Source organism: uncultured Aquincola sp. (assembly GCF_964001545.1).
In the GTDB taxonomy this organism is placed as follows: Bacteria; Pseudomonadota; Gammaproteobacteria; order Burkholderiales; family Burkholderiaceae_C; genus Aquincola.
This window is the reverse complement of the sequence record NZ_CAXFDV010000602.1, coordinates 1-23,039: the sequence shown is the minus strand read 5'-3', so window position 1 is coordinate 23,039 and position 23,039 is coordinate 1. Positions and strand designations below refer to the sequence as shown.

20 protein-coding genes and 1 pseudogene are annotated in these 23,039 nt (G+C 71.3%); 8 read left to right on the top strand and 13 right to left on the bottom strand.

From position 1 onward, the window contains the following. The 3 genes from ABNT58_RS20920 to ABNT58_RS20910 all read left to right on the top strand — a co-directional run. Positions 1–1,595, top strand: a 1,595-nt coding sequence (locus ABNT58_RS20920; protein ID WP_348755345.1) for an efflux RND transporter permease subunit, incomplete at its 5' end; no start/stop codon positions are given. Between the two features lie 21 nt (positions 1,596–1,616). Continuing rightward, the gene (locus ABNT58_RS20915; RefSeq protein WP_348755344.1) at positions 1,617–3,032 is read left to right on the top strand and encodes an efflux transporter outer membrane subunit; all 1,416 of its coding nucleotides are present in this window, start codon (positions 1,617–1,619) and stop codon (positions 3,030–3,032) included. Between the two features lie 25 nt (positions 3,033–3,057). Continuing rightward, positions 3,058–3,870, top strand: coding sequence for a M90 family metallopeptidase (locus ABNT58_RS20910; protein WP_348755343.1), 813 nt, complete (start codon positions 3,058–3,060; stop codon positions 3,868–3,870). Between the two features lie 13 nt (positions 3,871–3,883). On the opposite strand, the gene ABNT58_RS20905 is transcribed toward ABNT58_RS20910, so the two are convergent. The 9 genes from ABNT58_RS20905 to ABNT58_RS20865 all read right to left on the bottom strand — a co-directional run bounded on the left by ABNT58_RS20905 (position 3,884) and on the right by ABNT58_RS20865 (position 8,317). Continuing rightward, the gene (locus tag ABNT58_RS20905) at positions 3,884–4,219 is read right to left on the bottom strand and encodes an antibiotic biosynthesis monooxygenase (protein WP_348755347.1); all 336 of its coding nucleotides are present in this window, start codon (positions 4,217–4,219) and stop codon (positions 3,884–3,886) included. Positions 4,220–4,226: 7 nt separating this feature from the next. Further along, positions 4,227–4,559, bottom strand: a complete 333-nt coding sequence (locus tag ABNT58_RS20900) for a type II toxin-antitoxin system HicB family antitoxin (RefSeq protein ID WP_250198952.1) — start codon at positions 4,557–4,559, stop codon at positions 4,227–4,229. Beyond that, positions 4,556–4,786 (bottom strand): type II toxin-antitoxin system HicA family toxin, encoded by a 231-nt coding sequence (locus tag ABNT58_RS20895; protein ID WP_348755342.1) that lies wholly within the window; start codon positions 4,784–4,786, stop codon positions 4,556–4,558. Before ABNT58_RS20895 ends, ABNT58_RS20900 begins: the two co-directional genes overlap by 4 nt. A gap of 66 nt (positions 4,787–4,852) precedes the next feature. After that, positions 4,853–5,623, bottom strand: a complete 771-nt coding sequence (locus ABNT58_RS20890; protein WP_348755341.1) for a ParA family protein — start codon at positions 5,621–5,623, stop codon at positions 4,853–4,855. Between the two features lie 81 nt (positions 5,624–5,704). Next, positions 5,705–6,649, bottom strand: coding sequence for a DedA family protein/thiosulfate sulfurtransferase GlpE (locus tag ABNT58_RS20885; RefSeq protein ID WP_348755340.1), 945 nt, complete (start codon positions 6,647–6,649; stop codon positions 5,705–5,707). Between the two features lie 51 nt (positions 6,650–6,700). Beyond that, the gene (locus tag ABNT58_RS20880; RefSeq protein ID WP_348755339.1) at positions 6,701–6,970 is read right to left on the bottom strand and encodes a hypothetical protein; all 270 of its coding nucleotides are present in this window, start codon (positions 6,968–6,970) and stop codon (positions 6,701–6,703) included. Positions 6,971–6,980: 10 nt separating this feature from the next. Further along, positions 6,981–7,316: a DUF4148 domain-containing protein gene (locus ABNT58_RS20875; protein WP_348755338.1), complete on the bottom strand. Its 336-nt coding sequence runs from the start codon at positions 7,314–7,316 to the stop codon at positions 6,981–6,983. Positions 7,317–7,508: 192 nt separating this feature from the next. Then, positions 7,509–7,844 carry a DUF4148 domain-containing protein gene (locus tag ABNT58_RS20870; protein ID WP_348755337.1) on the bottom strand — a complete coding sequence of 112 codons (336 nt, stop codon included), beginning with the start codon at positions 7,842–7,844 and terminating at the stop codon, positions 7,509–7,511. A 140-nt stretch (positions 7,845–7,984) separates the two neighbouring features. Continuing rightward, positions 7,985–8,317: a DUF4148 domain-containing protein gene (locus ABNT58_RS20865; protein ID WP_348755336.1), complete on the bottom strand. Its 333-nt coding sequence runs from the start codon at positions 8,315–8,317 to the stop codon at positions 7,985–7,987. 198 nt (positions 8,318–8,515) lie between these two features. On the opposite strand from ABNT58_RS20865, the gene ABNT58_RS20860 reads away from it, so the two are divergent. Both ABNT58_RS20860 and ABNT58_RS20855 read left to right on the top strand, forming a co-directional pair. Further along, a complete protein-coding gene (locus tag ABNT58_RS20860) occupies positions 8,516–9,124 on the top strand; it encodes a GNAT family N-acetyltransferase (RefSeq protein WP_348755335.1) in 609 nt (202 codons plus the stop codon). 65 nt (positions 9,125–9,189) lie between these two features. Continuing rightward, positions 9,190–9,771, top strand: coding sequence for an OmpA family protein (locus ABNT58_RS20855; RefSeq protein ID WP_348755334.1), 582 nt, complete (start codon positions 9,190–9,192; stop codon positions 9,769–9,771). Positions 9,772–9,777: 6 nt separating this feature from the next. Here the strand turns inward: ABNT58_RS20855 and ABNT58_RS20850 are convergent, their stop codons facing one another. Both ABNT58_RS20850 and ABNT58_RS20845 read right to left on the bottom strand, forming a co-directional pair. Next, entirely contained in the window at positions 9,778–15,219 is a 5,442-nt protein-coding gene (locus ABNT58_RS20850; protein WP_348755333.1) for a YDG domain-containing protein, read from the bottom strand. A gap of 31 nt (positions 15,220–15,250) precedes the next feature. Further along, positions 15,251–16,909: a ShlB/FhaC/HecB family hemolysin secretion/activation protein gene (locus tag ABNT58_RS20845; RefSeq protein ID WP_348755332.1), complete on the bottom strand. Its 1,659-nt coding sequence runs from the start codon at positions 16,907–16,909 to the stop codon at positions 15,251–15,253. A 116-nt stretch (positions 16,910–17,025) separates the two neighbouring features. Between ABNT58_RS20845 and ABNT58_RS20840 the strand changes: the two genes are divergently transcribed. Beyond that, positions 17,026–18,048: a tripartite tricarboxylate transporter substrate binding protein gene (locus ABNT58_RS20840; protein ID WP_348755331.1), complete on the top strand. Its 1,023-nt coding sequence runs from the start codon at positions 17,026–17,028 to the stop codon at positions 18,046–18,048. 406 nt (positions 18,049–18,454) lie between these two features. Beyond that, positions 18,455–19,473: pseudogene (locus tag ABNT58_RS20835) on the top strand (methyl-accepting chemotaxis protein); the annotation flags it as partial. Here the strand turns inward: ABNT58_RS20835 and garD are convergent. Then, positions 19,451–20,998, bottom strand: a complete 1,548-nt coding sequence (gene garD / locus ABNT58_RS20830; protein WP_348755346.1) for a galactarate dehydratase — start codon at positions 20,996–20,998, stop codon at positions 19,451–19,453. The pseudogene ABNT58_RS20835 and the gene garD overlap by 23 nt on opposite strands. A 52-nt stretch (positions 20,999–21,050) precedes the next feature. After that, positions 21,051–22,031, bottom strand: coding sequence for a tripartite tricarboxylate transporter substrate binding protein (locus ABNT58_RS20825; protein WP_348755330.1), 981 nt, complete (start codon positions 22,029–22,031; stop codon positions 21,051–21,053). Between the two features lie 178 nt (positions 22,032–22,209). On the opposite strand from ABNT58_RS20825, the gene kdgD reads away from it, so the two are divergent. Further along, the coding region (kdgD, locus tag ABNT58_RS20820) for a 5-dehydro-4-deoxyglucarate dehydratase (protein ID WP_348755329.1) at positions 22,210–23,039 on the top strand (830 nt) is incomplete at its 3' end.

Here is a 23,039-nt window from a genome sequence, read left to right as displayed (position 1 = left end):
TGTACCTGGCGCTGGTGGCCGTGACCTTCGGCCTTTTCAAGGCGGTGCCCAGCGGCTTCGTGCCGGCGCAGGACAAGCAGTACCTGATCGGCTTTGCCCAGCTGCCCGACGGCGCCACGCTGGACCGCACCGACGAGGTCATCCGCCGCATGGGCGAGCTCACGCTCAAGCAGCCGGGCGTCGAGCACGCCATCGCGTTCCCGGGCCTGTCGATCAACGGCTTCACCAACAGCTCCAACTCGGGCGTGGTGTTCGTCAGCCTCAAGCCGTTTGAAGAGCGCACCAGCGCGGCGCTGAGTGCCGGCGCCATCGCGGGGGCCTTGAACCAGCAGTTCGCGCAGATCGAAGACGCCTTCATCGTGATGTTCCCGCCGCCGCCGGTGCAGGGGCTGGGCACCACGGGCGGCTTCAAGCTGCAGCTGGAAGACCGCGCCTCGCTGGGCTACGAGGCGCTGGACGCGGCCACCAAGGCCTTCATGGCCAAGGCCTACCAGACCCCCGAGCTGGCCGGCATGTTCAGCAGCTACCAGGTCAACGTGCCGCAGCTGTATGCCGACATCGACCGCACCAAGGCGCGCCAGCTGGGCGTGGCGGTGACCGACGTGTTCGACACGCTGCAGATCTACCTGGGCAGCCTGTACGTGAACGACTTCAACCGCTTCGGCCGCACGTACTCGGTGCGGGTGCAGGCCGATGCTGCCCACCGCGCGCGGCCCGACGACATCGGGCTGCTGAAGGTGCGCTCGGCCAGCGGCGAGATGGTGCCGCTGGCGGCGCTGCTGAAGGTGCAGCCCAGCTTCGGTCCCGAGCGGGCGATGCGTTACAACGGCTTTCTGTCGGCCGACATCAACGGCGGCCCGGCCCCGGGTTATTCGTCGGGTCAGGCGCGGCAAGCCATCGAGCGCATCGCCAAGGAAACGCTGCCGCCCGGCATCGGCTTCGAGTGGACCGAGCTGACCTACCAGGAGATCCTGGCCGGCAACTCCGCGGTCATCGTGTTCCCGCTGGCCATCCTGCTGGTGTTCCTGGTGCTGGCCGCGCAGTACGAGAGCCTGACGCTGCCGCTGGCCATCATCCTCATCGTGCCCATGGGCCTGCTGGCTGCGATGACGGGCGTGTGGCTCTCGGGCGGTGACAACAACGTGTTCACGCAGATCGGCCTGGTGGTGCTGGTGGGGCTGAGCGCGAAGAACGCGATCCTGATCGTGGAGTTCGCGCGTGAGCTGGAGTTTGCTGGCCGCACGCCGCTGCAGGCCGCCATCGAGGCCAGCCGCCTGCGGCTGCGCCCCATCCTGATGACCTCGCTGGCCTTCGTGATGGGTGTGCTGCCGCTGGTGCTGTCCACCGGCGCGGGGGCCGAGATGCGCAGCGCCATGGGCGTGGCGGTGTTCGCCGGGATGATCGGCGTCACGGCCTTCGGCCTCTTCCTCACGCCGGTGTTCTATGTGCTGCTGCGCCAGCTCACCGGCAACCGGCCGCTGAAGCTGCATGGCGAGGTGCCGCACCTGGAAGCCTTTGCCACCGCGCCCGCCCACCCCGGCGGCGGCGGCCTGCAGCCGCACCCGGCCGCGCCCCGCCACCCGCATGACGCCTGAGCGCGCGACTAGGAGCACGACATGAACAAGAGCATGCAATTCGCGCAGCGCCTGCTGCCGCTGGTGGCCGCGCTGGTGATCGCCGGCTGCGCCACGCCGCTGCCGCCGGTGGAAGACCGGCTGCTGCCGGCCACGCCCGCCGCCTTCAAGGAAACCGATGGCCGCTGGGCCCAGGCCCGGCCGGCCGATGCGCAGCCGCGCGGTGAATGGTGGAAGAGCTTCGGCGATGCCGAGCTGGACCGCTGGGTGGCCCAGGCCGCCGAGCAGAACACCAGCATCCAGCAGGCGGCGGCGCGGCTGCAGCAGGCGCGGGCGCTGGCCCGCCAGACCGACAGTGCCCGTTCGCCGCAGGTGGGCGCGCAGGCCGGCGTGTCGCGTCAGGCGGGCCTGACCAACAACGGCCCGGCCAACACCGTGGCCAGCGTGGGGCTGAACCTGCAGTACGAGGTCGACCTGTTCGGCCGCCTGTCACGCGCCAGCCAGGCCGCCGAGCTGGATGCGCAATCGCGCGCCGCGCTGCTGCAAAGCGCGCGATTGCTGGTGCAGGCCGAAACCGCGCAGACCTACCTGGCCCTGCGCACGCTGGACGAGGAGCGCGCCCTGGTGCGCGACACCGTGGCCGCCTACCGCGACACCTTGCGCCTGACCGAAGCGCGCCAGCAGGCCGGTGACATCGCCGAGCTGGACGTGGTGCGTGTGCGCGCCGAGGTGGCCGCCACCGAGGCCGAGGCGCTGGCGCTGGACCAGCGCCGCGCCACGCTGGAACATGCGCTGGCGGTGCTGGTCGGTGAGCCGGCTTCCACCTTCAGCCTGCCGCCGCAGGGCTGGACGGCGGCGCTGCCGGTGGTGCCGCCCGGCGTGCCCAGCACCGTGCTGCAGCGCCGGCCCGACGTGGCCGCCGCCCAGCGCAGCATGCTGGCCGCGCAGGCGCGGGTGGGCGTGGCGCAGGCCGCCTGGTTCCCCAGCGTGTCGCTCACCGGCAGTGCGGGGCAGGCCTCTTCCGACCTGGGCGACCTCTTCAAGTGGTCGATGCGCAGCTGGGGCGTGGGCGCGCTGCTGTCCATGCCCCTGTTCGACGGCGGCCGCCGCCAGGCCGGCATCGACAGCGCCCGGGCCGAGCTGGACGGCGCGCTGGCCGGCTACCGCGAACAGGTGCTGGTGGCCTTCCGCGACGTCGAAGACCAGCTGGCCGCGCTGCGACTGCTGGCCGACCAGGCCGAGGCGCAGGCGCGCGCGGTGGCCTCGGCCAGCCGGGCCACGGCCTTGTCGGGCACGCGCTGGCGCAACGGTTACATCAGCCAGCTCGACCTGCTGGATGCGCAGCGCACCGAATTGCGCAACCGCCGCCAGGCGCTGCAGGTGCGGGCCGCGCAGTACCAGGCCACCGTCGGCCTGGTGAGGGCTTTGGGCGGCAGCTGGGAAGGGGCGGGCGCTTGACGCGCACACTGGGCACTCTATGGGCATGACCTTCCTGGCCCTGGTGGGCCTGCTGCTGGCGGCGGGGTTCCTGGGCCAGCCGTGGTGGCGCGAACAGCGCCGCCGCCGCTGGCGGGCGCAGCCGTTTCCGGCGGCCTGGCGCCGCATCCTGCGGCGGCGCGTGCCGCTGGTGCGGCGGCTGCCGGCCGACCTGCAGCTGCAGCTCAAGCAGCGCATCCAGGTCTTCCTGGCCGAGGTGCCCATCATCGGCTGCCAAGGGCTGGCGGTCACGGACGAGATGCGCGTGACCATCGCGGCGCAGGCCAGCCTGCTGCTGCTCAACCGGCCGCGCGCGGCCTTCACCGAGCTGCGGCAGGTGTTGCTGTACCCCGGCGCCTTCGTGGTCGACCGCGTGCGGCCCGGCGGTGCCGGCGTGCAGCACGATGACCGGCGGGTGCTGTCGGGCGAATCGTGGTCGCAAGGGCAGGTGCTGCTGTCGTGGGCCGATGCGCTGCAGGGCGCGGCCGACCCCGACGACGGCCACAACGTGGTGATCCACGAGTTTGCGCACCAGCTCGACCAGATCACCGGCACCGCCAACGGCGCGCCGCCGCTGAGCGGCCGCCGCCACTACGAGCGCTGGTCGCGGGTGCTGGGCGAGGCCTTCGGCCAGTTGCGCCAGCGCCTGGCCGCAGGCGAGCCCACCTTGTTCGACCCCTACGGCGCCACAGACCCCGCCGAGTTCTTCGCGGTGGCCACCGAGGTGTTCTTCGAACAGGCCCGGCGCCTGGCCGCCGAACACCCGGCGCTGTACCAGGAGCTGCGCGGCTACTACCAGGTCGATCCGGCGGGGTGGTAGGGGGTGGGGCCGATCAGCGGCCCGGCCCCTCGCGACCCGCCAGTGGATGCGCGATGCGCCCGTCGCCGTAGCTGCCCAGCACCTGGGCGATGACCACCTGGTAGCCCTTGAGCCACTGCGATTGCGCCTGCTTGGCTTGCAGGTGCGCGGGGTGCTGCATCAGCGTCTGCAGCGCCTCCATCGATGCCCAGTAGTACACGTTGGACACCAGCCCGGTCGCCGCGTTGTCCCAGGCCTCTTCGCCCAGGTAGCCGGGGATCGACCGCGCCACTTCTGCGATCACCCGGTCCAGCGCATGGAAGGCCTCGTCGTAGTCGCCGGGCAGGAAGGTGAAGGTGGAGGTGTACACGGGATGGTCAGTGCTCCAGCGCATCGCGCAGGGCTTCGGTGGCCCATTGGTTCAGGCTCTTGCCCTTGGCCTGGGCGGCCACCAGGGCGCGGCTGTGCATTTCGGGCGGCACGCGCAGCAGCAGCTTGCCCGAGGCGGGCTTCTCGGGCTCCACGCCCTGTTCGGCGCAGTCCTGCAGGTAGTCCTTGACCGCGCTGGCGAATTCGCGGCGCAATTGCGTCACCGTTTCGCCGTGAAAGCTGATGATGCTGCGCAGGCCGAGGATGCGGCCGACGAAGAGGTTGTCGCGCTCATCGAACTCGATGCGCGCCGTGTAACCGCCGTGGGTCATCGTGTTCATGGACGTACTCCTGCTTGCTCGAAAAACTCGCGGGCTTCTTCCACCTGGTAGCGCTTGGCTTCCTTGCCGGGGTGTGGCCGGTGGCAGCGCCACTGTTGGCCAGCCAACTCGATCCTGACGCGTGATCCTTCCCGCTCGGTCACCTTGCCGCCCAAGGCTTTGACCAGGGCCTCGATGTCCGCAAACACGATCGATGCCGACGTGGGCTTGGCGAAGACGGCGGACAACGTCTTTCGGTGTCGGGCGTTCACCGTCCAAACGATAGCATGAAGTGCTAGCGCTCGGTGCGCTGGCTACGCCTCCAACGCCCCATGCAGCGCCACGAACTCCTGCGTCAGCTTGTGGCGCGGGTCCAGGTGCACCATCGGGCGGGCCAGCTCGTGCGATTCCTTGATCTTCACGCTGGCGCTCAGGTAGGGCTGCAGCACCGGCAGGCCTTCGTCGATCAGTTCCTGCACGGTGCGCTGGGGCAGGCTGGCGCGGGGCTGGAACTGGTTGACCACGATGCCCTCGACCTGCAGGCCCGGGTTGTGGTCGGCCTGGATCTCCTGCACCGTCTCCATCAGGCCGTACAGCGCGCGGCGCGAGAAGTCGTCGCAGTCGAACGGGATCAGGCAGCGCTCGGCCGCGATCAGCGCCGAGCGGGTGTAGAAGTTCAGCGCCGGCGGCGTGTCGATCCAGATGGCGTCGAACTCGTCGGTCAGCTCGGCCAGCGCATCGCGCAGCTTGTAGATCTTGTAGCGCGACTCCAGCTTGCCGTGCAGTTCGTCCAGGTGGGCGCTGGCCGGCATCAGGCTCAGGTGCTCCCAGGGCGTGGCCACGATGAAGTCGGTGGTGGCCGGCGGGCGCACCGTGAACTTCAGCGTCTGCTCGAAGAACTCGGCCGCACCATCGCCCAGGCCCTGGGTGGCGGCATCGCCCATCAGGTAGTGGGTGGTGTTGCCCTGCGAATCCAGGTCGACCACCAGCGTGCGCAGCCCCTGTTGCGCGCCGATGGCGGCCAGGTTGCAGGTGATCGTGGACTTGCCCACGCCCCCCTTCTGGTTGAACACGACTCGGCGCATGCGGCTTCCCCCGGTGCTGGTGACTGGAGATGGATTGTGCAATGCAGCAGTGGCGCGGCCGGCGGGCCGCGAGCCCGGGGTTCAGGCCAGGGCCACCGGGTGGCCTGCGGCGGCCCAGGCTTCCAGCCCGCCGGCCAGCGGCCGCACGCGGGTGAAGCCCTTGCCCGCCAGCCGCTGCGCCGCCACCGCAGCCGAGGCTTCGTTGGGGCAGTTGCAATACAGGACGATGTCGCGGTCGCGCGGCAGCCCGGCGGCCAGGCCGGTGATGTCGGGCAGCGCCATCCGTTGCGCACCGGGAATCACCCGCGGGTCGAGCTGGTTGGCGGTGCCCGATCGCACGTCAATCACCAGCGGGGCCTCTGGGCTGCCGGCGGCCGCGCCCATCAAGGCATGCAGCTCATCGACGCTGATGCGCACCATGGCCAGCGACTTCAGGAAGCGGCGGCGGCGCCACCAGCGCCAGCCGGCGAACGCGGCCGCGCCGCCCAGCACCACCACCGCCGCCACCAGGCCGGCATCGGCCAGGTACACCAGCACCGCGTCCACCTGCTGGCTGAACAGCGCGCCCAGCCCCAGGAACAGCGCCGACCAGACGGCGCCGGCCAGCAGGTCAAAGGCCACGAAGCGCGGCACCGACATGCCCAGCGCGCCGGCCATCGGCGCGGCCACCACCGACACGCCGGGCACGAACTTGGCGGCCAGCAGCGCGCTGCCGCCCCAGCGCGACATCAGCGATTCGCTTTGCCGCACGCAGGAGTCGGGCGACAGCGACAGCCGGCACAGCAGGCCCATCACCCGGTGGCCATAACGGCGGCCGGCGGCGAACCACACCGCATCGCCGGCCAGGTTGGCCAGCACCGCCACACCCAGCGCCAGCAGCCAGGCGGCCGCGGTGGGCAGCCAGGGCGCCATCGAGACCCCGCCGGCCATCACCAGCAGCGGCGCGGCCGGCACCGGCACACCGGCGCGCGCGGCCAGGGTGACGAAGAAGACCAGCCACAACCCATGGTCGACCAGCAGGGACATCAAAGCATGCATGCCCTGATTCTTGCCGCTGTCAGCCGGCCCTTGCCGGCGTCAGGCGAAGTGATCGCCGCCGGTGCAGGCGCACAGCGTGTCGGGCGCAGTGCTGCCGGGCGTGGCCGGCGTGCGCTGGTCCACCGGCTGGGTGCGGGCGGCGGGTGCGGCCGGTGCACGCAGCGGCCGGGCGGCCGGCCTGGCATCGGCAGGTGCGCTCAGGCGCGCGGGCTGCGGCGCGAGGTCGGCGCGCGCCGGCACGTCGGCGGCCCAGGCCACGCTGGCGGCAAAGCCCAGGGTGCCGACGGCAAAGATGAGGGCGGTTTTCATGAGAGGTCTTTCAACCGCGTGAATAGAGCGTGGCATTGCCCTGGCTCAGGCTGCCGTTCTTCATCGCGCGGATGGTTTCGGCGCGCACTTCGTCGCGGGTCTTGGTGGAGGCGGTGGCGCGTTGCTGCAGGTAGCCGTAGCCGTCGGCGTCGGTGCGCAGCTCGCCGTTGGCGCGGGCCTGGGCCAGCTCGGCCTGCACCTGGGCGCGGGTCTTGGTGGACTGGAACTTCTGCTGGGTCAGTGCGTAGCCGTAGTCGTCGCCCAGGTGGTCCTGCGCGTGAGCGGCGCCGGCCAGCAGCGCGAACGAGGCGGCCAGCGCAGCGGAGATGAGGTGCTTGGTGTTCATGTCGGCTCCTGTTTGGTTGATGGGATCAACTTTAGGCAAGGCAGTGGGCCGGATAAAGGGCGGGTGGCCGAATGGGTTGTTGCAGGAAGGCGAACAGTCCGTGGCGCCGTGCCACGCAAGAACGCAAAACGCCGCACGGCAGGCCGTGCGGCGTTGTGTGGCTGGCTTGCGCGGGGCCGCAGCCCCGGTCGATCAGCCGCGGCTTTGGTCGCCCATGCTCAGGTGAGCGCCGCTGCGGATGGCCTGGATGACTTCAGCGCGCACTTCGTCGCGGCTCTTGGCCGATTGCGTCGGGGCGCTGCTTTCCACGATGCCGTAACCGTCGGCGGTGGTGCGCAGTTCGCCGTTGGCGCGGGCATGTTGCAGCTCGGCCTGCACCTGGGCGCGGGTCTTGGTGCTCTTGGCTTGCAGTTCCGGCACGTTGTAGCCACCGGTGTCGCCGTAGACCTGGGCGTTGGCGGCAGCCGAGCCCAGCAGGGCGATCAGGGAAGCGGCCAGGGTGGAAGCGATGCGGGTCTTGGTGTTCACGTTCTATCTCCGAGAGTCGGCGGCAGCGCCGTCGATGAGGTGGACTGTAGGCAGGGCGGCCGTTGAGAAAAAGCGCTGAGCGGTCAATGCGTCATTGCGCAAATCGAAACAGTCGCCGTGCTTGACTAGACAAGTGAGGCTCAGCCGCGGGTGTAGTTGCCGAAGGCCGAGGCTTCGCCCGACTTCAGGGCCTTGGCGGCTTCGGCGCGCACTTCCTCGCGGGTCTTGGTGGAAGCGGTGGCCTGGCGGGCCGCGAAGTCATAACCTTCGGCATGCGTCGACAGCTCGCCGTTGGCCCGGGCCTGGGCCAGCTCGGCCTGCACCTGGGCGCGGGTCTTGGTGCTCTTGGCTTGCAGTTCCGGCACGTTGTAGCCGCCGGTGTCGCCATAGACCTGGGCGTTGGCGGTGCCTGCAGCCAGCAGGGCGAACATGGAAGCGGCCAGGGCGGAGGCGATGCGGGTCTTGGTGTTCAAGATGACGATTCCTTCAAGTGGATATGTTGTCGAGTCGGTTTCGTCGGCGGGGGCACTGCGCTGTCGTTGTGGCCCTGTCGATGGGATGAACTGTAGGCAGCGGGGTGCTTTTGAAACAGCACTTGAACGCCAATGCGCCATTGCGCTTTTGATCAATAAAGGCCCTTCGGGCCCGGGTGCTGCGTGACAATCCGCACGATGCAAGCACCTCCCATCCCGGCCATCAGCAGCAGCCCCCAAGGCCCGTTGGTGCGCTTGTCCACGCCGCATGTGGAGCTGGTGTCGTCCCCCTTCGTGCAGGCCGCGGCGGTGGCCGACTACTACCGCCGCAACTGCGCGCACTTCAGCCGCTGGGACCCGCCATCACCGCCCGGCTTCGACAGTGCCGCGGTGCAGGCCGAGCGCTTGATGCAAAGCACGCTGGCCTTCGGCATGGGCACGGCCTACCGCTACTGGCTGGTGGAGCTGCAGGACGCCTCGCGCGTGGTGGGCAGCATCCACTTCTCGAACGTGTCGCGCGGGCCCTTTCAAAGCGCCTCGCTGGGCTACTCGGTGGACCAGGGCCTGGAAGGCCGGGGCGTGATGGCCGCGGCGCTGGCCGTGGCCTTGGCCGAGATGTTCTCGCCGCGTGGCCGGCTGCACCGCATCGAAGCCGCCATCCGGCCCGAGAACGAGCGCAGCCTGGCGCTGATCCAGCGCCTGGGCTTCACCCGCATCGGGCTGGCGCCGCAGTACCTGATGATCGATGGCGACTGGCGCGACCATGTGCTGTGGCAGCGCCTGAATCCCGGTTGGGCGGCTGACTAAACTCGACCTCCTGGCACGCTGCCGGCCCCGCCGGGGCTCGGGCCGCGGGCCGCAGGGGATGCTTCATGACTCCACACCTTCTGGCCCGCCTGCTGTGCATGGCGGCCCTGGCCGGCAGCACGCTGCTGGCGGGCGCACAGCCCGCGGCCGGCGCCTCGGCCCCCGAACCCATGCTGCGCAGCGGCGACGTGACCGAATCGGCGCTGGTCGATGCATTGGCCATCGAGCCGCCCGAGCCGCCGGCCGATGCCAAGACCCGCGGCTTCCGGCCCGCGGTGCGCCCGCCCAGCAACAAGCCGGCGGCACCGGGCAAGGCGTCGCTGCTGATCACCTTTCCCACCGACTCGGCCGAGCTGACGGCCGATGCCAAGGCCACGCTGGACACGGTGGCCAACGCGCTGCAGTCGGACAAGCTGGCCGGCTTCGGCTTCCGGGTCGAAGGCCATGCCGACCCGCGCGGCCAGGCCGACCGCAACATGAAGCTGTCGCAGCAGCGCGCGCAGTCGGTGGTGGACTACCTGGTGAACGTGCGCGGCGTGCTGCCCGAGCGGCTGGCCCCGCAGGGCAAGGGCGCCACTGAGCTGGTGGACCCTGCCCGCCCTGAGGCGCCTGAGAACCGCCGCGTGACCATCGTCACCAACCGGTGAGGAGGGTCAGCGCGTGAGCTCGCGCTTCTCGAACAGGTAGTCCGCCCCGGCCGCATAGCCGCTGTTGGAGAACGCGCCGTACTGCGGCCGCTGCGGCAGCTCGCGGGCCACCGCGAAGCGCACGCGCTCGAACACGTTGCCGCCGGGCTGCCAGGTGGGCACCTGCTGCAGCGTGCGCATCAGGTTCCAGGCGAAGGTGCTGTGGCCTTCCTTGCCGGCGTCGAACACCGGCTCGTTGCCGCCCGAGGACATCACCACCGCCGTGCGGCGCGACAGCACCTGGCCGGGGTCCAGCGCCGCGGTGGTGGCGCGGATGCGGGCATCGGACACCAGCGTACCCGAGTAGCAGCTGTCCGAGATCAAGGCCACCTGCGTGGCGCCCAGCCGTTCCACCGCGCGGCCGATGTCGGCATTGCTGATCCAGGTCTCGGGTCGCGTGGCATCGGCATCGGCCGGCTGCCAGTAGCCCTCGCCGGTGGTGGGCACCACCGCGCCATGGCCGGCGTAGTACAGCACCACCGAGTCGTTGGGCCCCACTTCGGTGGCCAGCCGGTTCAGCGTGCGCATCACCGTGTCCTTGCTGCCGTTTTCAATCACCAGCGTTTCGTAGCCCAGCGTCGATTGCAGCAGCGCGGCCACGGCGCTGGCGTCGCTGGCGGCGTTGTCCAGCTGCGGGATGCGGGTGTCGGCATAGCGGTCGGTGCCGATCAGCACCGCCAGCTTGCGCTGTATCTGCGGCAGTGCGGCACTGCGCACCGCAGCGCGGATGGGAAAGAGCGGCGGCGTCACCGCCGGCAAGGCGGCAGCCACCGGCGGCGCGGAGGGTGCCGGCGGGGCCACCGGGGCCCCCGGCGTGGCCGCCGGTGAAGCGGGCGCCGGGGCCGGCGCGGGGGCGGCCGCTGCATCGTTGGCGGGGGCCTGCTGCAGCCGCGCCTCGCGCGCCGCGCGCACCTCGTCGCGCTGCTTGACGGTGATCATGCACAGGCCCGTCTCGGCCTGCTCGGGCGTGGCGCATGCGGGCACATCGGCGGCCTGTGGCCGGGCCGCCAGCTCGGCCAGCGCCTGCGCAAAGATCTGCTGCTTGAGGCGGTCGCGCGAGGCCAGCAAGGCGGCCAGCGCGTCTTGCGACAGGCTGCCCACCGGCACGGTGCCAAAGCGCGGGCTGCTGCCGCCGCCGGCGGTGGCCGGCGCCAGTGCCTGGGTGGCGTCAAGTGCGCGGTTGGCCAACGGTGCGGGCAGCACCGGCTCGGGCAGCAGCGTGGCCAGGGCCACGGCCAATTCCACCGGGGTGGACTGCTGCAGCGGCACCACCGTGTCCACCGGCGGGGTGGGGGGCGGCGGCGGTGGCGGCGGGGCCGCCACGGGCAGCAGCGTCAACGCGGTGGCGTTGCCGGCCGCCTGCTCGAAGCGGTAGTTCAGCGCCGCCAGCCCGCCGCCTTCGATGGCATAGCGGCCGGCCGGCGAAGCCGTGGTCGCGGGGCTGCTGAAGCGCAGCGTGCCGGTGGTGGCATTGGCCAGGTTCTCGCCCTCGATGAAGCCGCCCACCTGGCCGCTGAAGGCCGGCAAGGCGCTGCCCGCGGCCACGCTCACCGGTGTGGCGTTGTAGGTGAGGGTGCGCTGGCCGATGTCGGCGCTGGTGGCCAGCGTGGCGGGCAGCTGGTAGTTGGCCACCTGGCCGCCGCTGCCGTCGGCCGCGCTCACCGCCACCTGCACGGCCTTGCCGGTGCCCGCATTGGCATCGGCGAAGCGGCCGCTGACGCCCAGCGTGAGCTGCTCGCCATTGACCAGGCCGTTGACGGCCGCCAGCCGCACCGTGGCGGCATCGCTGCCGTCGTACAGCTTGCCGTCGGCCACCGCGGTGAGGCTGAGCGGCCGCGGCGTGATGGCGGCGCTGCCGCTGGCGCTGGTGGTGCCCAGCACGTAGTCGCTGGCCAGGCCGCTGCCGCCGGCCCCATCGGCCAGGCCGAGGGTGATGGCCACCGGCTTGCCGGTGCCCACGTTGGCATCGCTGAAGCGGCCGTCGAGCCGCAGCTGCAGGCTTTCGCCGGCCACCAGGCCCACCAGGCCGCTGCTGCTGCTCACGCTGGCGGTGGTCTGGCCGTCGTACACCTTGTCGGCCACCTGCAGGCTGCCCACGGTCAGGCTGCGCGGGGTGATGTTGCCGGTGACCGTGCCCAGCCGGTAGCCGTACACCGGCTTGCCGTCTTCGTCGGTGGCCGTCACCAGCGCGGCATTCACCGTCACGGCCTTGTTGCTGCCCACATGCGCATCGGCATAGGTGCCTGCGCCGGAGCCGACGGTCACGGTGTCGCCGGTGAGCGCGCCGGTGCCGGCCTGCACCTCGGCGGCCGACACCTGCACCGTGGTGTTGCCGTCGTACACCTTGCTCACCGCGCCGCTCAGCGCCAGCGTGGGCGCCACCGAAAACAGCAGCCCGTTGCCGCTGCCCTGCACGGTGGGCGCGTTGCCGTACACCGCGTCGTACTGGCGGAAGTCGTGCACCAGTGCGCCGGGGTCGAAGCCGGCGTCGTCGGGGCTGGTGGCGTACACCAGCCAGCGGCCGTTGGGCGTGTTGAAGGCCGGGCTGGCGGCGGTGTGCGCAAAGGTCTGCACATTGCCGCCGCCGCTGCCGGCCACCACCAGCGCATCGCCGCTGGCGTCGCTGCTGAGGGTGCTGCTGCCGGCGATCGATACCTGCGCCGCCAGCAGCCGCACCGTGCCGCCGCTGGCCACGAAGGGCGCGCCGCTGAGGCCGATGCTGCCCGCGCTGGAAGCCAGCGTGACCGCCGTGTTGCTGCCGCTGAAGTTGACGGCGCTGCCGCCGGTGATCAGCAGGTCGTCCTGCGCCTGCATCAACAGGCTGCTGGCGTTGCCGTTGATGGAGGCGGAAAAGCCGTTGGAGCCGTCCACCAGGTCGATGCTGCCGGCCGAGCTGATGGTGGCCGGCCCGCCGTTGGGCGTGACGATGTTGCCGCCGCTCAGCCCCAGCCGCTGGCCGGCGCCGCTGGCCGCGATCGTCAGCGACGAGGCGCCCGCCGCGTCGATGATGTCGCCGCCGTAGTCGGTCGAGGCCAGCAGCAGGGCATAGCCGCCATCGGCCGAGTTGAGCGTGCCTTCCACCGACACGCTGGCGCCGTTGCGGGCCAGCAGCTGGGCGCTGCCCGGGCTTGAGGAGCTGCGCAGCAGGCTCACGCCGAAACCGCTGACGGCGCGCCCGCCTGAAGAGGCGCTGCCCGACACCGTGGCCGTGCCCACCACCGTGAGCGAGGCGGTGGGGTCGGGGGCGGGCGGCTGCACGACGAGCTGTGCGTCTTCCACCCGCACGCCCGCCACCAGGCTGGGGTTGGAGGGGTTGCTGCCGCCAGGGTCGGTGGCGGCCAGCGCGGTGCCTTCCACCCGCAGCGAATGGGTGGCGGTGAGGGTGCCGCTGGACAGGTGCACGCCGGTGCGCAGCAGGCCGCCGTTGCTCCAGCCCTGCACCACGATGTCGCGGGCCTGCAGGGTGCTGTTGTCGTCCACCAGCACGCCGGCGTTGAGGCTGCCTTCCTGCACCGTGGCGCCGCGCAGGGTGATGCTGCCGTTGCCCGCCCGCAGCGCGCTGCCGTTGCGCAGCCAGATGCCGTTCGCAAAGTCAGGGTCGGCGCCCACCGCGGCGCTGAAGCCGGCCGTGCCCTGCGGCCCGCTGGCGATGCCGCCACCGCCCAGCACGATGTTGCCGCCGTTGCTGTTGAGCGTGCTGCCCGACAGCGCGATGGCGCCGGTGCCGCCGTCCTTGGCGGCATTGAGCGTGATGCCCAGCGCCGCGCCGCTGGCCTCGATGCGGCTGCTGTCCAGCTGGATGTGGTTGTGCGCATTGAGCGTCAACGACACCGGCGTGGACAGCGTGGGCAGGATGTCCACCGACTGCATGCGGATGTCGCCCGCCTCGCTGTCCGGCGTGCCGGTGCCGGTGGTGATGCTGACGTTGTTGCCCGCCTGCAGTGCGCTGACGATGGTGGCTGCGTTGATCTGCGCCCCATCGCTGGTGCTGGTGAAGTCGGGGCCGGGGCTGATGTTGGTGTCGCTGCCGCTGGCCACGATGGTGATGTCGTTGGGGTCCAGCAGCCAGGTGCCTGCGCGCCCGCGCGGCGCCTGCACGGCCACGGTGGCGGGCCTTGCGTCCAGCCAGCCGCCCGAGGTTTCCACCAGGCCGCCATCGCCGCCCAGCGGCCCGCCCAGCGCGCTGAAGCGGCCATAGGCCCGCGTGGCCTGGTCTGCCCACACCACCACTTGCCCGCCATCGCCCAGGCCGGTGGCATCGGCGGCCAGCGTGGCGCGCGGGCCGACGTAGGCGGCCTGGGCATTGCGCAGGCTGGGGTCGGCGCCCTGGGCGCCGCCGCCCACCAGCACCTGCCCGCCACCGCTGCGGCCCGATGCATCCAGCACGCCGCCGTCCAGCACGCCCACCTGCCGGCCCAGCAGCTGCAGCGTGCCGCCTTGGCCTTGCGGTGCGGTCACGTCGGCCGTGCCGGCCACCAGCGCCGTGCCCTGGGCGCCCGCATCCAGCGTGATGCGCCCGCCGCGGCCGGCCTCGGTGCCGCCGCGGGCGGTGGTCTGGCTGCCGGCCGCCAGGGTCAGCTGCTGCGTGGCCTGCAGCACCAGTTCGCCGCCCGGGCCCACGGCCAGCGCGTCGGCCCGCATCACGCCCTGCTGGTTGACGATGGCGGCCTGCACGTCGATGCGCCCCGCGGGCGCAATCACGCGGCCCAGGTTCAGCGCCTCGCCGGCCGGCGCGATCACGCGCAAGGCCAGGTTCGGCGCCTGCGTGTCCACCAGCTCGATCTGCTGGCCCGCGGCCAGCAGCACCTGGCCGCCGGGCGCCTCGATCAGCCCTTCGTTGGCCATGCCCGCGGCCGAGGCCAGCAGCGCCACCCGCCCGCCCGAGGCCGTGCGCAGCTCACCCTGGTTGACGATGCGGCCCTCACCGGCCAGCGCCTGGGCCGCCGGGCCCAGCCGGTAGCGGCCGGCCAGGAAGTCGGCATCCGGCAGGTTGAGCGTGGACACCACCAGCCCCGCCACGTCCACCCGCGCGCCGGCGCCGAACAGCACGCCGTGCGGGTTGAGCAGCCACACCTGGCCGTTGCTCGACAGGCTGCCCAGGATGGACGAGGGGTCGGTGCCCGTGACCCGGTTGAGCACCTGGCTGGCGCTGCTGGCCTGGTTGAAGTGCACCGACTGCTGCGCCCCGATGGAAAACGACCGCCAGTTGAGGATGGCGTTGGGGCTGTTGGTGATGGTCATGCGGGCACCGGCCGTGTCCACCGTGGCCTGGCCCTGCACCACCTGCAGCCCGCCGGGCAGCGCCTGGGCCTGCAGCGCGGCCGGGCCGGCCAGGCACAGGGCCAGCGCGGCGGCCAGTGGATGGGGTTGCGGCCGACGGGCCGTGTCGCGGATCAAGCTGCTTCGCATCGTCGTCACCTCGTCGTGCATGCGGGGGCGCTCAGAAACTGGTGCTCACGGCCACGTGGGCGCGCCAGTCGTGGCGGTCGGTCTGCGGGGCGGCCTTGAAGGCCTGCGCCAGGTACAGCTGCGCCTGCCAGCGGCCCACGCTGCCACGCAGGCCCAGGCCGGCCGCGCGCAGGCTGCATTCGTCGCGGTTGCCTTCGCAGGGCAGGCCGGCGCGGTTGGCCACCCAGCCGGCGTCGAAGAAGCCCAGCGCACGCAGCGTGGCGCTGCCACCGCTGCGCAGCAGCTCGGGGCCTGCCAGCTCCAGCGTGGCCTGCAGGCCGCGGTCGCCGGCCAGCTCACGTTCGCGGTAGCCGCGCACCGAGGCCACGCCGCCGATGCCGAACTGCTCGCCCGGCACCATCGCATCGTCGGTGAACTGGCCGGCCGCGCGCAGCTGCAGGTCCCAGCCTTCCAGCGGCTGACCGCCGACGAACACCGTGCCGCGCAGTGCGGTGAAGTGCGGCTCGGCGCCGGCGCGCACCGCCTCGAACTGGCTGCTGCGTGCATGGCCGCCGCCCAGCTGCAGGTTGTGGTGCAGGCCGATGGCCAGGCCCAGGGCCACCGCCCCCGGCCGCTGCACCGAGTACTCCAGCGACAGCGGTTGCACCGACACGCTTTCGCCCGCCGGGCCGCAGGCGCCCGGCGGCAGGCCGGCGATCTCGCAGCTGTTGAGGTAGGCGCGGTAGTCCAGCGCCAGGGCCAGCCGCTGGTCGGCTTCGCCCCAGCGGGGCAGCAGCAGCGTGCCGCGCACGCCGGCCAGGCGGCCACGGCCGGCAAAACTCAGCGCACCGGCCAGGGTGCTGGTGGTGCCGCCGTCCACGTCGGACCAGGCGGCGTAGGCATCGAAGAAGCTGCGCTGCGCATACAGCGGCAGCCGGTAGCTGCCGCTGAGCACCTTCACCGCACTGGGCTTGTCGGGCGCGGTCTGGGCATTGAGCGTGAGCGCGTCGTCGCGGTCGCTCAGGTTGGCGTGCTGCCAGCCCAGGCTGGCGCGCAGCTGGCCGGTGCGGTGGTTGCCGCGGTTGTCCAGCGTGGCCGTCCAGCGCTGCACCGGCTGCTCGGCCACGGTCACGCGGGCATCGGTCTGGCCGGGGCCGGCGCCGGGCTGCAGCAACACCTGCAGCTGCTTGGCCGGGTTCTCGTTGGCCATGCTCACCTGGGCGTCCAGCTGGTTCAGCCGCGGTGTCTGGCCCTCGGCCAGCGCGGGCAGGCTGGCCCGCACGTTGGCTTCGCTGAACTGGCGCTGGCCGCTCACCGCCACCTGCGCCAGCCGGCCTTCCACCACGGTGATGGTGACGACGCCATCAGCGGCCGACTGCGGCGCCACGAAGGCCACCACGCCGCCATAACCGGCCTGGGCATACAAGGCCTGCAGCGTGGCGGCGGCGCGTTGCAGTTCTTCCGCAGTGCGCTGGCCGGCATGGGGCGCCAGCGCGGCCTGCACCTGCTCGGCCGGCAGCAAGGTGTTGCCCTGCACCTGGAAGCCGGTCACGCGCAGGCGCGGGCCTTCGGGGCGGCTGGCGGGTGCTTCGGCCGGTGCGTCGGGCGCCACCAGCGGCGTGGCCTGGGGCCAGGCCGGTGCCGTGGCCGCCAGGCAGCCGATCAGCGGGATGCACTGCCACCGCCACCGGCGGTCCGAAGAAGCGTTCATGCCGTCCTTTCGTGCCCGTGCAAGCGGGGCGGCCGAGGATACGCCTGCCCCGTGGCCGCGGGCATCCCGACAAGTGCCTGGGCGTGGCGGTACTGCAAGCCGCTACCCTCTGGCCCATGAGCATCCCCCGCCCCTTGATCCTTCCCCCGTTCGCGGCCGGCCTGCGGCGCCGCCAATGGTTACAGCTGGCTGCCGGCACCGGCGCGTCCTTCTGCCTGCCTGCAGCGGTGCGTGCGCAGGCGGCCTGGCCCAGCCATGCGGTGCGGCTGGTGGTGCCGTTCGCGCCCGGCGGCAGCTCCGAGATCGTGGCCCGTGCCACCGCGGCCGAGCTGAGCAAGAGCCTGGGCCAGTCGGTGTACGTGGACAACAAGCCCGGTGGCGCCGGCAACGTGGCCATGGCCGAAGTGGCGCGGGCCGACGACCAGCACACGCTGGTGCTGGGCCACATCGGCACGCTGGCGGTCAACCCCTACATCTTTGCCAAGCTGCCCTACGACCCGGTGCGCGACTTCCGCCCCATCTCGCTGCTGGCCAAGGTGCCCAGCCTGTACGTGGTGCACCCCGACCTGCCGGTGAAGAACCTGCAGGACTTCGTGGCGCTGGCGCGCAGCAAGCCGGGGCGGCTGAACTACGGCTCGGCCGGCAACGGCAGCGCCGGGCACCTGGCCTTCGAGTACCTGAAGGCGGCCACCGGCACCTTCGTGCTGCACGTGCCCTACCGCGGCACCGGCCCGCAGCTCACCGACCTGATCGCCGGCCGGCTGGACGCGGCGGCGGTGGGCGCCCCGGCCATCCTGCAGTTCATCAAGACGGGCAAGCTGCGCTGCATTGCCACCGGCACCACGCAGCGCATCCCGCAGCTGCCCGATGTGCCCACGGTGGCCGAGCAGGGCTTTCCCGGCTTCGAGATGACGCAGTGGTACGGCCTGATGGCCCCGGCCAACCTGCAGCCCGCGTATGCGGACAAGCTGGCCGCGGCCGCCGCCCGTGCGGTGAAGGAGCCTGCCGCGCTGGAGCGGCTGTCCAACGACTCGGCCATTGCCGTGGGCAGCAGCCCGCAGGAGTTCGCACGCTTCATCGCCGAAGAGCAGCGGCGCTGGCAGCCGGTGATCGCGCGGGCGCGCATCAAGCCGGACTGAGGCGGCGCGACCGAGCCTGGCGTTACACATTCAAGTCCGGTCACCGCCCGCCGTAGCGCCGCTGGAAAGAAGTACACGAACTGGCTGCCCAGCATCCAGGCCCTGGGCGACGTGCGCAGCGATGCGATGGCCTACCGCGTGGCGCGCCTGCGCATGGTGCTGGGGGCTGAAGACCCGAAAGCCGTCGAAGACTACGTGCGCCAGATCGGTGAGCTGTCGGCGCGCATCGACCAGCAGGCCAAGGCCTATCAGGCGTTGATCTCCGGCGACGATGAACGCCGCCGGTTCGGCTTCGTACGAAGAGGTGCTCAAGGCCCTGGAAAGCCTGGTGCAACTCAACGCCGATGGCAGCAAGGCCAGTGCCGAGGCCAGCGCTTCGGCCTATGCCACCGCGCGGGTGGCCTCGCTGTCGGGCCTGGCCTTGATGGTGCTGCTGGGTCTGGGCGTGGCCTGGGCGGTGTCGGGCGCCTTGTCGCGCAAGGCCTCTCAGGCGGTGGAAGAAGCCGGCCGCATGGCCGAAGGCGACCTGAGCCGGCCCATGCCCGATGGCGGCAAGGACGAGCTGGGACGCCTGCTGGCGGCGCTGGGCGCCATGCAGGCCAACCTGCGCGGCATTGCCACCGGCGTGCGCCACGGCGCCGATGGCGTGGCCACCGCCAGTGCGCAGATCGCGGCGGGCAACAGCGACCTCAGCGCCCGCACCGAGCAGCAGGCCAGCGCGCTGCAGCAGACCGCGGCTTCGATGGACGAGCTGTCCAGCACCGTGCGGCAGAACGCCGACAACGCCCAGCAGGCCAACCAGCTGGCCTTGCGGGCTTCGCAGGTGGCGCAGCAGGGCGGCAGCGTGGTGGGGCGCGTGGTCGACACCATGCGCAGCATCGACGACTCGTCGCAGCAGATCGCCGACATCATCGGCACCATCGACGGCATCGCGTTCCAGACCAACATCCTGGCGCTGAATGCGGCCGTGGAAGCCGCCCGTGCCGGCGAGCAGGGCCGCGGCTTTGCGGTGGTGGCGGGTGAAGTGCGCAGCCTGGCCCAGCGCAGCGCCGAAGCGGCGCGGCAGATCAAGGGCTTGATCGCCACCAGCGTGGAGCGGGTGGAGCAGGGCAGCGCGCTGGTGGGCGAAGCCGGCCAGACCATGCAAGACGTGGTGACCGCCATCCAGCGGGTGACGGACATCGTGGCCGAGATCAGCTCGGCCAGCAACGAGCAGTCGGCCGGCGTGAACCAGGTAGGCCAGGCGGTGACGCAGATGGACCAGGCCACGCAGCAGAACGCCGCGCTGGTGGAAGAAAGCGCCGCCGCCTCCGAGAGCCTGCGCACCCAGGCCCAGCAGCTGGTGCAGGCGGTGGCGGTGTTCCGCGTCGCCTGACCCGGCGGCCGGCGCCGGGCAGGCCGCTCAGGTCACCGGCGCCGGGTTGAACAGCACCAGCGCGTTGTGCAGCTTCCAGTGCTCGGCCCAGGTCTTGCGGCCGCTGGCCACGTCCAGCATCAGGTGGAACAGCTCCCAGCCCACCTCCTCGATGGTTTTGTCGCCGGTGGCGATGCGGCCGGCGTCCACGTCCATCAGGTCGTGCCAGCGCCGCGCCAGGTCGCTGCGGGTGGCCACCTTGATCACCGGCACCTGGGCCAGGCCGTAGGGTGTGCCGCGGCCGGTGGTGAACACATGCAGATTCATGCCGGCGGCCATCTGCAGCGTGCCGCAGATGAAGTCGCTGGCCGGTGTGGCGGCGTACAGCAGGCCGCGGCTGGTGGCCTTGTCGCCCGGTGACACCACGCCCGAGATCGGCGCGCTGCCGCTCTTGACGATGGAGCCCATCGCCTTTTCGACGATGTTGGACAGGCCGCCCTTCTTGTTGCCCGGCGTGGTGTTGGCGCTGCGGTCCACCCGGCCGCGGGCCAGGTAGGCGTCGTACCAGGCCATCTCGCGCACCATGGCCTCGGCCACCTCGGGCGTGGTGGCGCGGGCGGTGAGCTGGGCGATGCCGTCGCGCACCTCGGTCACTTCCGAGAACATCACCGTGGCACCGGCGCGCACCAGCAGGTCGGTGCAGTAACCCACCGCCGGGTTGGCGGTGACGCCCGAGAAGGCATCGCTGCCGCCGCACTGCACGCCCACCACCAGCTCGCTGGCGGGCACGGTCTCGCGGCGGCGGCGGTTCAGGCGTTCCAGGTGCAGCTCGGCCTGGCGCATCACCGCATCGATCATCGACATGAAGCCGACGTGCGCCTCGTCCTGCAGGCAGGTCACGTCCAGCCGCGGCTCGGCCGTGGTGCCGATGTCGGCCACGTTGCGCTCGTCCACCAGCGCGATGCTGCCGGGCGGCAGCAGCCGCTCGGGCTGCAGCTTCTCGCAGCCCAGGCTCACCACCATCACCTCGCCACCGAAGTTGGGGTTGAGGCTGATGTTGCGCAGCGTGCGGATGGGAATGACCGCATCGGGTGCGTCGATGGCCACGCCGCAGCCATAGCCGTGTTCCAGCGCCACCACGTCGTCCACGTTCGGGTAGCGCGGCAGCAGCTCGGCCTTGATGCGCTGCACCGCGAAGTCGGTGACGCCGGCCACGCACTGCACCGTCTGCGTGATGGCCAGGATGTTGCGCGTGCCCACCGAGCCATCGGGGTTGCGATAGCCCTGGAAGGTAAAGCCTTCCAGCGGCGGCTGCGGCTCGGGCTGCACGGTGGCCATCGGCAGGTCGTCCAGCGAGCGGGCGTCGGGCATGCGCAGCAGGCGCTCGTGCACCCAGCGGCCGGCCTCGATGGGCTGGGCGGCATAGCCGATGGCCACGTCGTAGCGGCGCACCGCGTCGCCTTCGGCCAGATCCACCAGCGCCACCTTGTGGCCTTGCGGCACCTGGTCGCGCAGCACCAGACCCGAGGGCAGCACCGTGCCCGGCGGAAGGCCGCCGTCGTTGGCCACGATGGCGACGTTGTCGCGCGGGTGCATCGAGATAAGCAGCGGCGGCCGCGCCGCCGATGATGTTTCGGGTGTCACTTGTCTAGTCAACCTTGACGTTGCCGTCCTTGACGATCTTGGCCCACTTGGCCTGCTCGGTGCGCTGGAAGGCAGCGAACTGCTCGGCGGTGTTGGGCGAGTATTCCAGGCCCAGGCCGTCCATGCGGGCCTTCATCTCGGGCTGGGCAATGATCTTGGCCAGCTCGGCATTGAGCTTGTTGACGATGGCCGGCGGCGTGCCCGCCGGCGCATACAGCGCCTGCCAGCTGGCCACGTCGAAGCCGGCGATGCCGGCCTCCTGCATCGTGGGCACTTCGGGCAGCACGGCGCTGCGTTTGGCGCTGGTCACGGCCAGCGCCTTGACCTTGCCGGCCTTGATCTGCGGCAGCGCCACCAGCGCGGTCTCGAAGCTCATCGGCACCTGGCCGCCCATCACGTCCTGGATGGCGGGGGCGCTGCCCTTGTAGGGCACGTGGGTGATTTCCACGCCGGCCAGCAGCTTGAAGGTTTCGCCCGACAGGTGCTGCGAGGTGCCCTGGCCGGCCGAGGCGAACTGCAGCGATCCCGGCTTGGCCTTGGCTGCGGCCACCACGTCCTTCACGTTCTTGAAGGGCTGGTCGGGGCCCACCAGCAGCACGTTGCTGATGCTGCCCAGCAGCATCACCGGCGCAAAGTCCTTGGCCGCGTTGTAGGGGATCTTGGGCAGCAGCGCCGGGTTGATGGCGTGGGTGGCGATGGTGCCCAGCAGCAGGGTGTAGCCGTCGGCCGGCGACTTGGCCACGCTGTCGGCGCCGATCACGCCGCCGGCCCCGGCCTTGTTGTCGATGATGACCGTCTGCTTGAGCGAGGTCTGCAGTTGCGCGCCCAGCGCACGTGCGAGCACGTCGGACGTGCCGCCGGCCGCAAACGGCACCACCAGCCGGATGGGCTTGGCCGGCCAGTCGTCCTGGGCCAGGGCGGGCAGGGCCACGGCAGCGGCCAGGATCGCCAGGCAGGCGGTGCGGGAGAGGGAAAGAACAGCCATCATGTCTCCGAACTGGTCAGTTGTCGTACAACATGTTGCGCGCCGACCCGAGGCGCGTCAAGCGGGATGGCCCTGTTTCGTGCGTAAGCAGTAATACGGATGGCCTTGGCCCTTGAGCTTTCGGCGGCTTATGTTGTACGATGACCGACAACAAAACTCGTTGTGCACCGGAGAACCCATGAGCCCCCAGGAACTCAAGCAAGCCATGTCGTCGGGTCTGCTGTCCTTTCCGCTGACCGACTTCGGCGCCGACCTGAAGTTCGACCCGCGGGGTTATGCCCAGCGGCTGGAATGGTTGATGCCTTATGGCGCCACGGTGCTGTTCGCGGCCGGCGGCACGGGTGAGTTCTTCTCGCTGGAGCCGGTGGAGTTCAGCCAGGTCATCAAGGTGGCCAGCGAGACCTGCCGCGGCCAGGTGCCCATCGTCGCCGGTGCCGGCGGCGGCACCACGCTGGCGGTGCGTTATGCGCAAGAGGCCGAGCGTGCCGGCGCGCAGGGCATCCTGCTGCTGCCGCACTACCTGACCGAAGCCACGCAGGAGGGCCTGTTCCAGCATGCCAAGGCGGTGTGCGACAGCGTGAAGATCGGTGTGATCATCTACAACCGCGGCGCGGCCCGTTATGCGCCCGAGACGCTGCAGCGCCTGGTGGACGCCTGCCCGAACATGATCGGCTACAAGGACGGCGTGGGCGACATCGAGAAGATGGTGGGCGTGCGCCGCGCGCTGGGCGACCGCGTGGCCTACCTGGGCGGCCTGCCCACCGCCGAGGTGTATGCCGCGGCCTATGCCGCGCTGGGCGTGCCGGTGTATTCGTCGGCCGTCTTCAACTTCATCCCGCGCACGGCGATGGACTTCTACAACGCGCTGGCCGCCGGCGACACTGCCACCACCGACCGGCTGATCGACCAGTTCTTCCTGCCGTACCTGGCCATCCGCAACCGCGGCGAAGGTTATGCGGTGAGCATCGTCAAGGCCGGTGCCACCATCGTCGGCCACAGTGCCGGCCC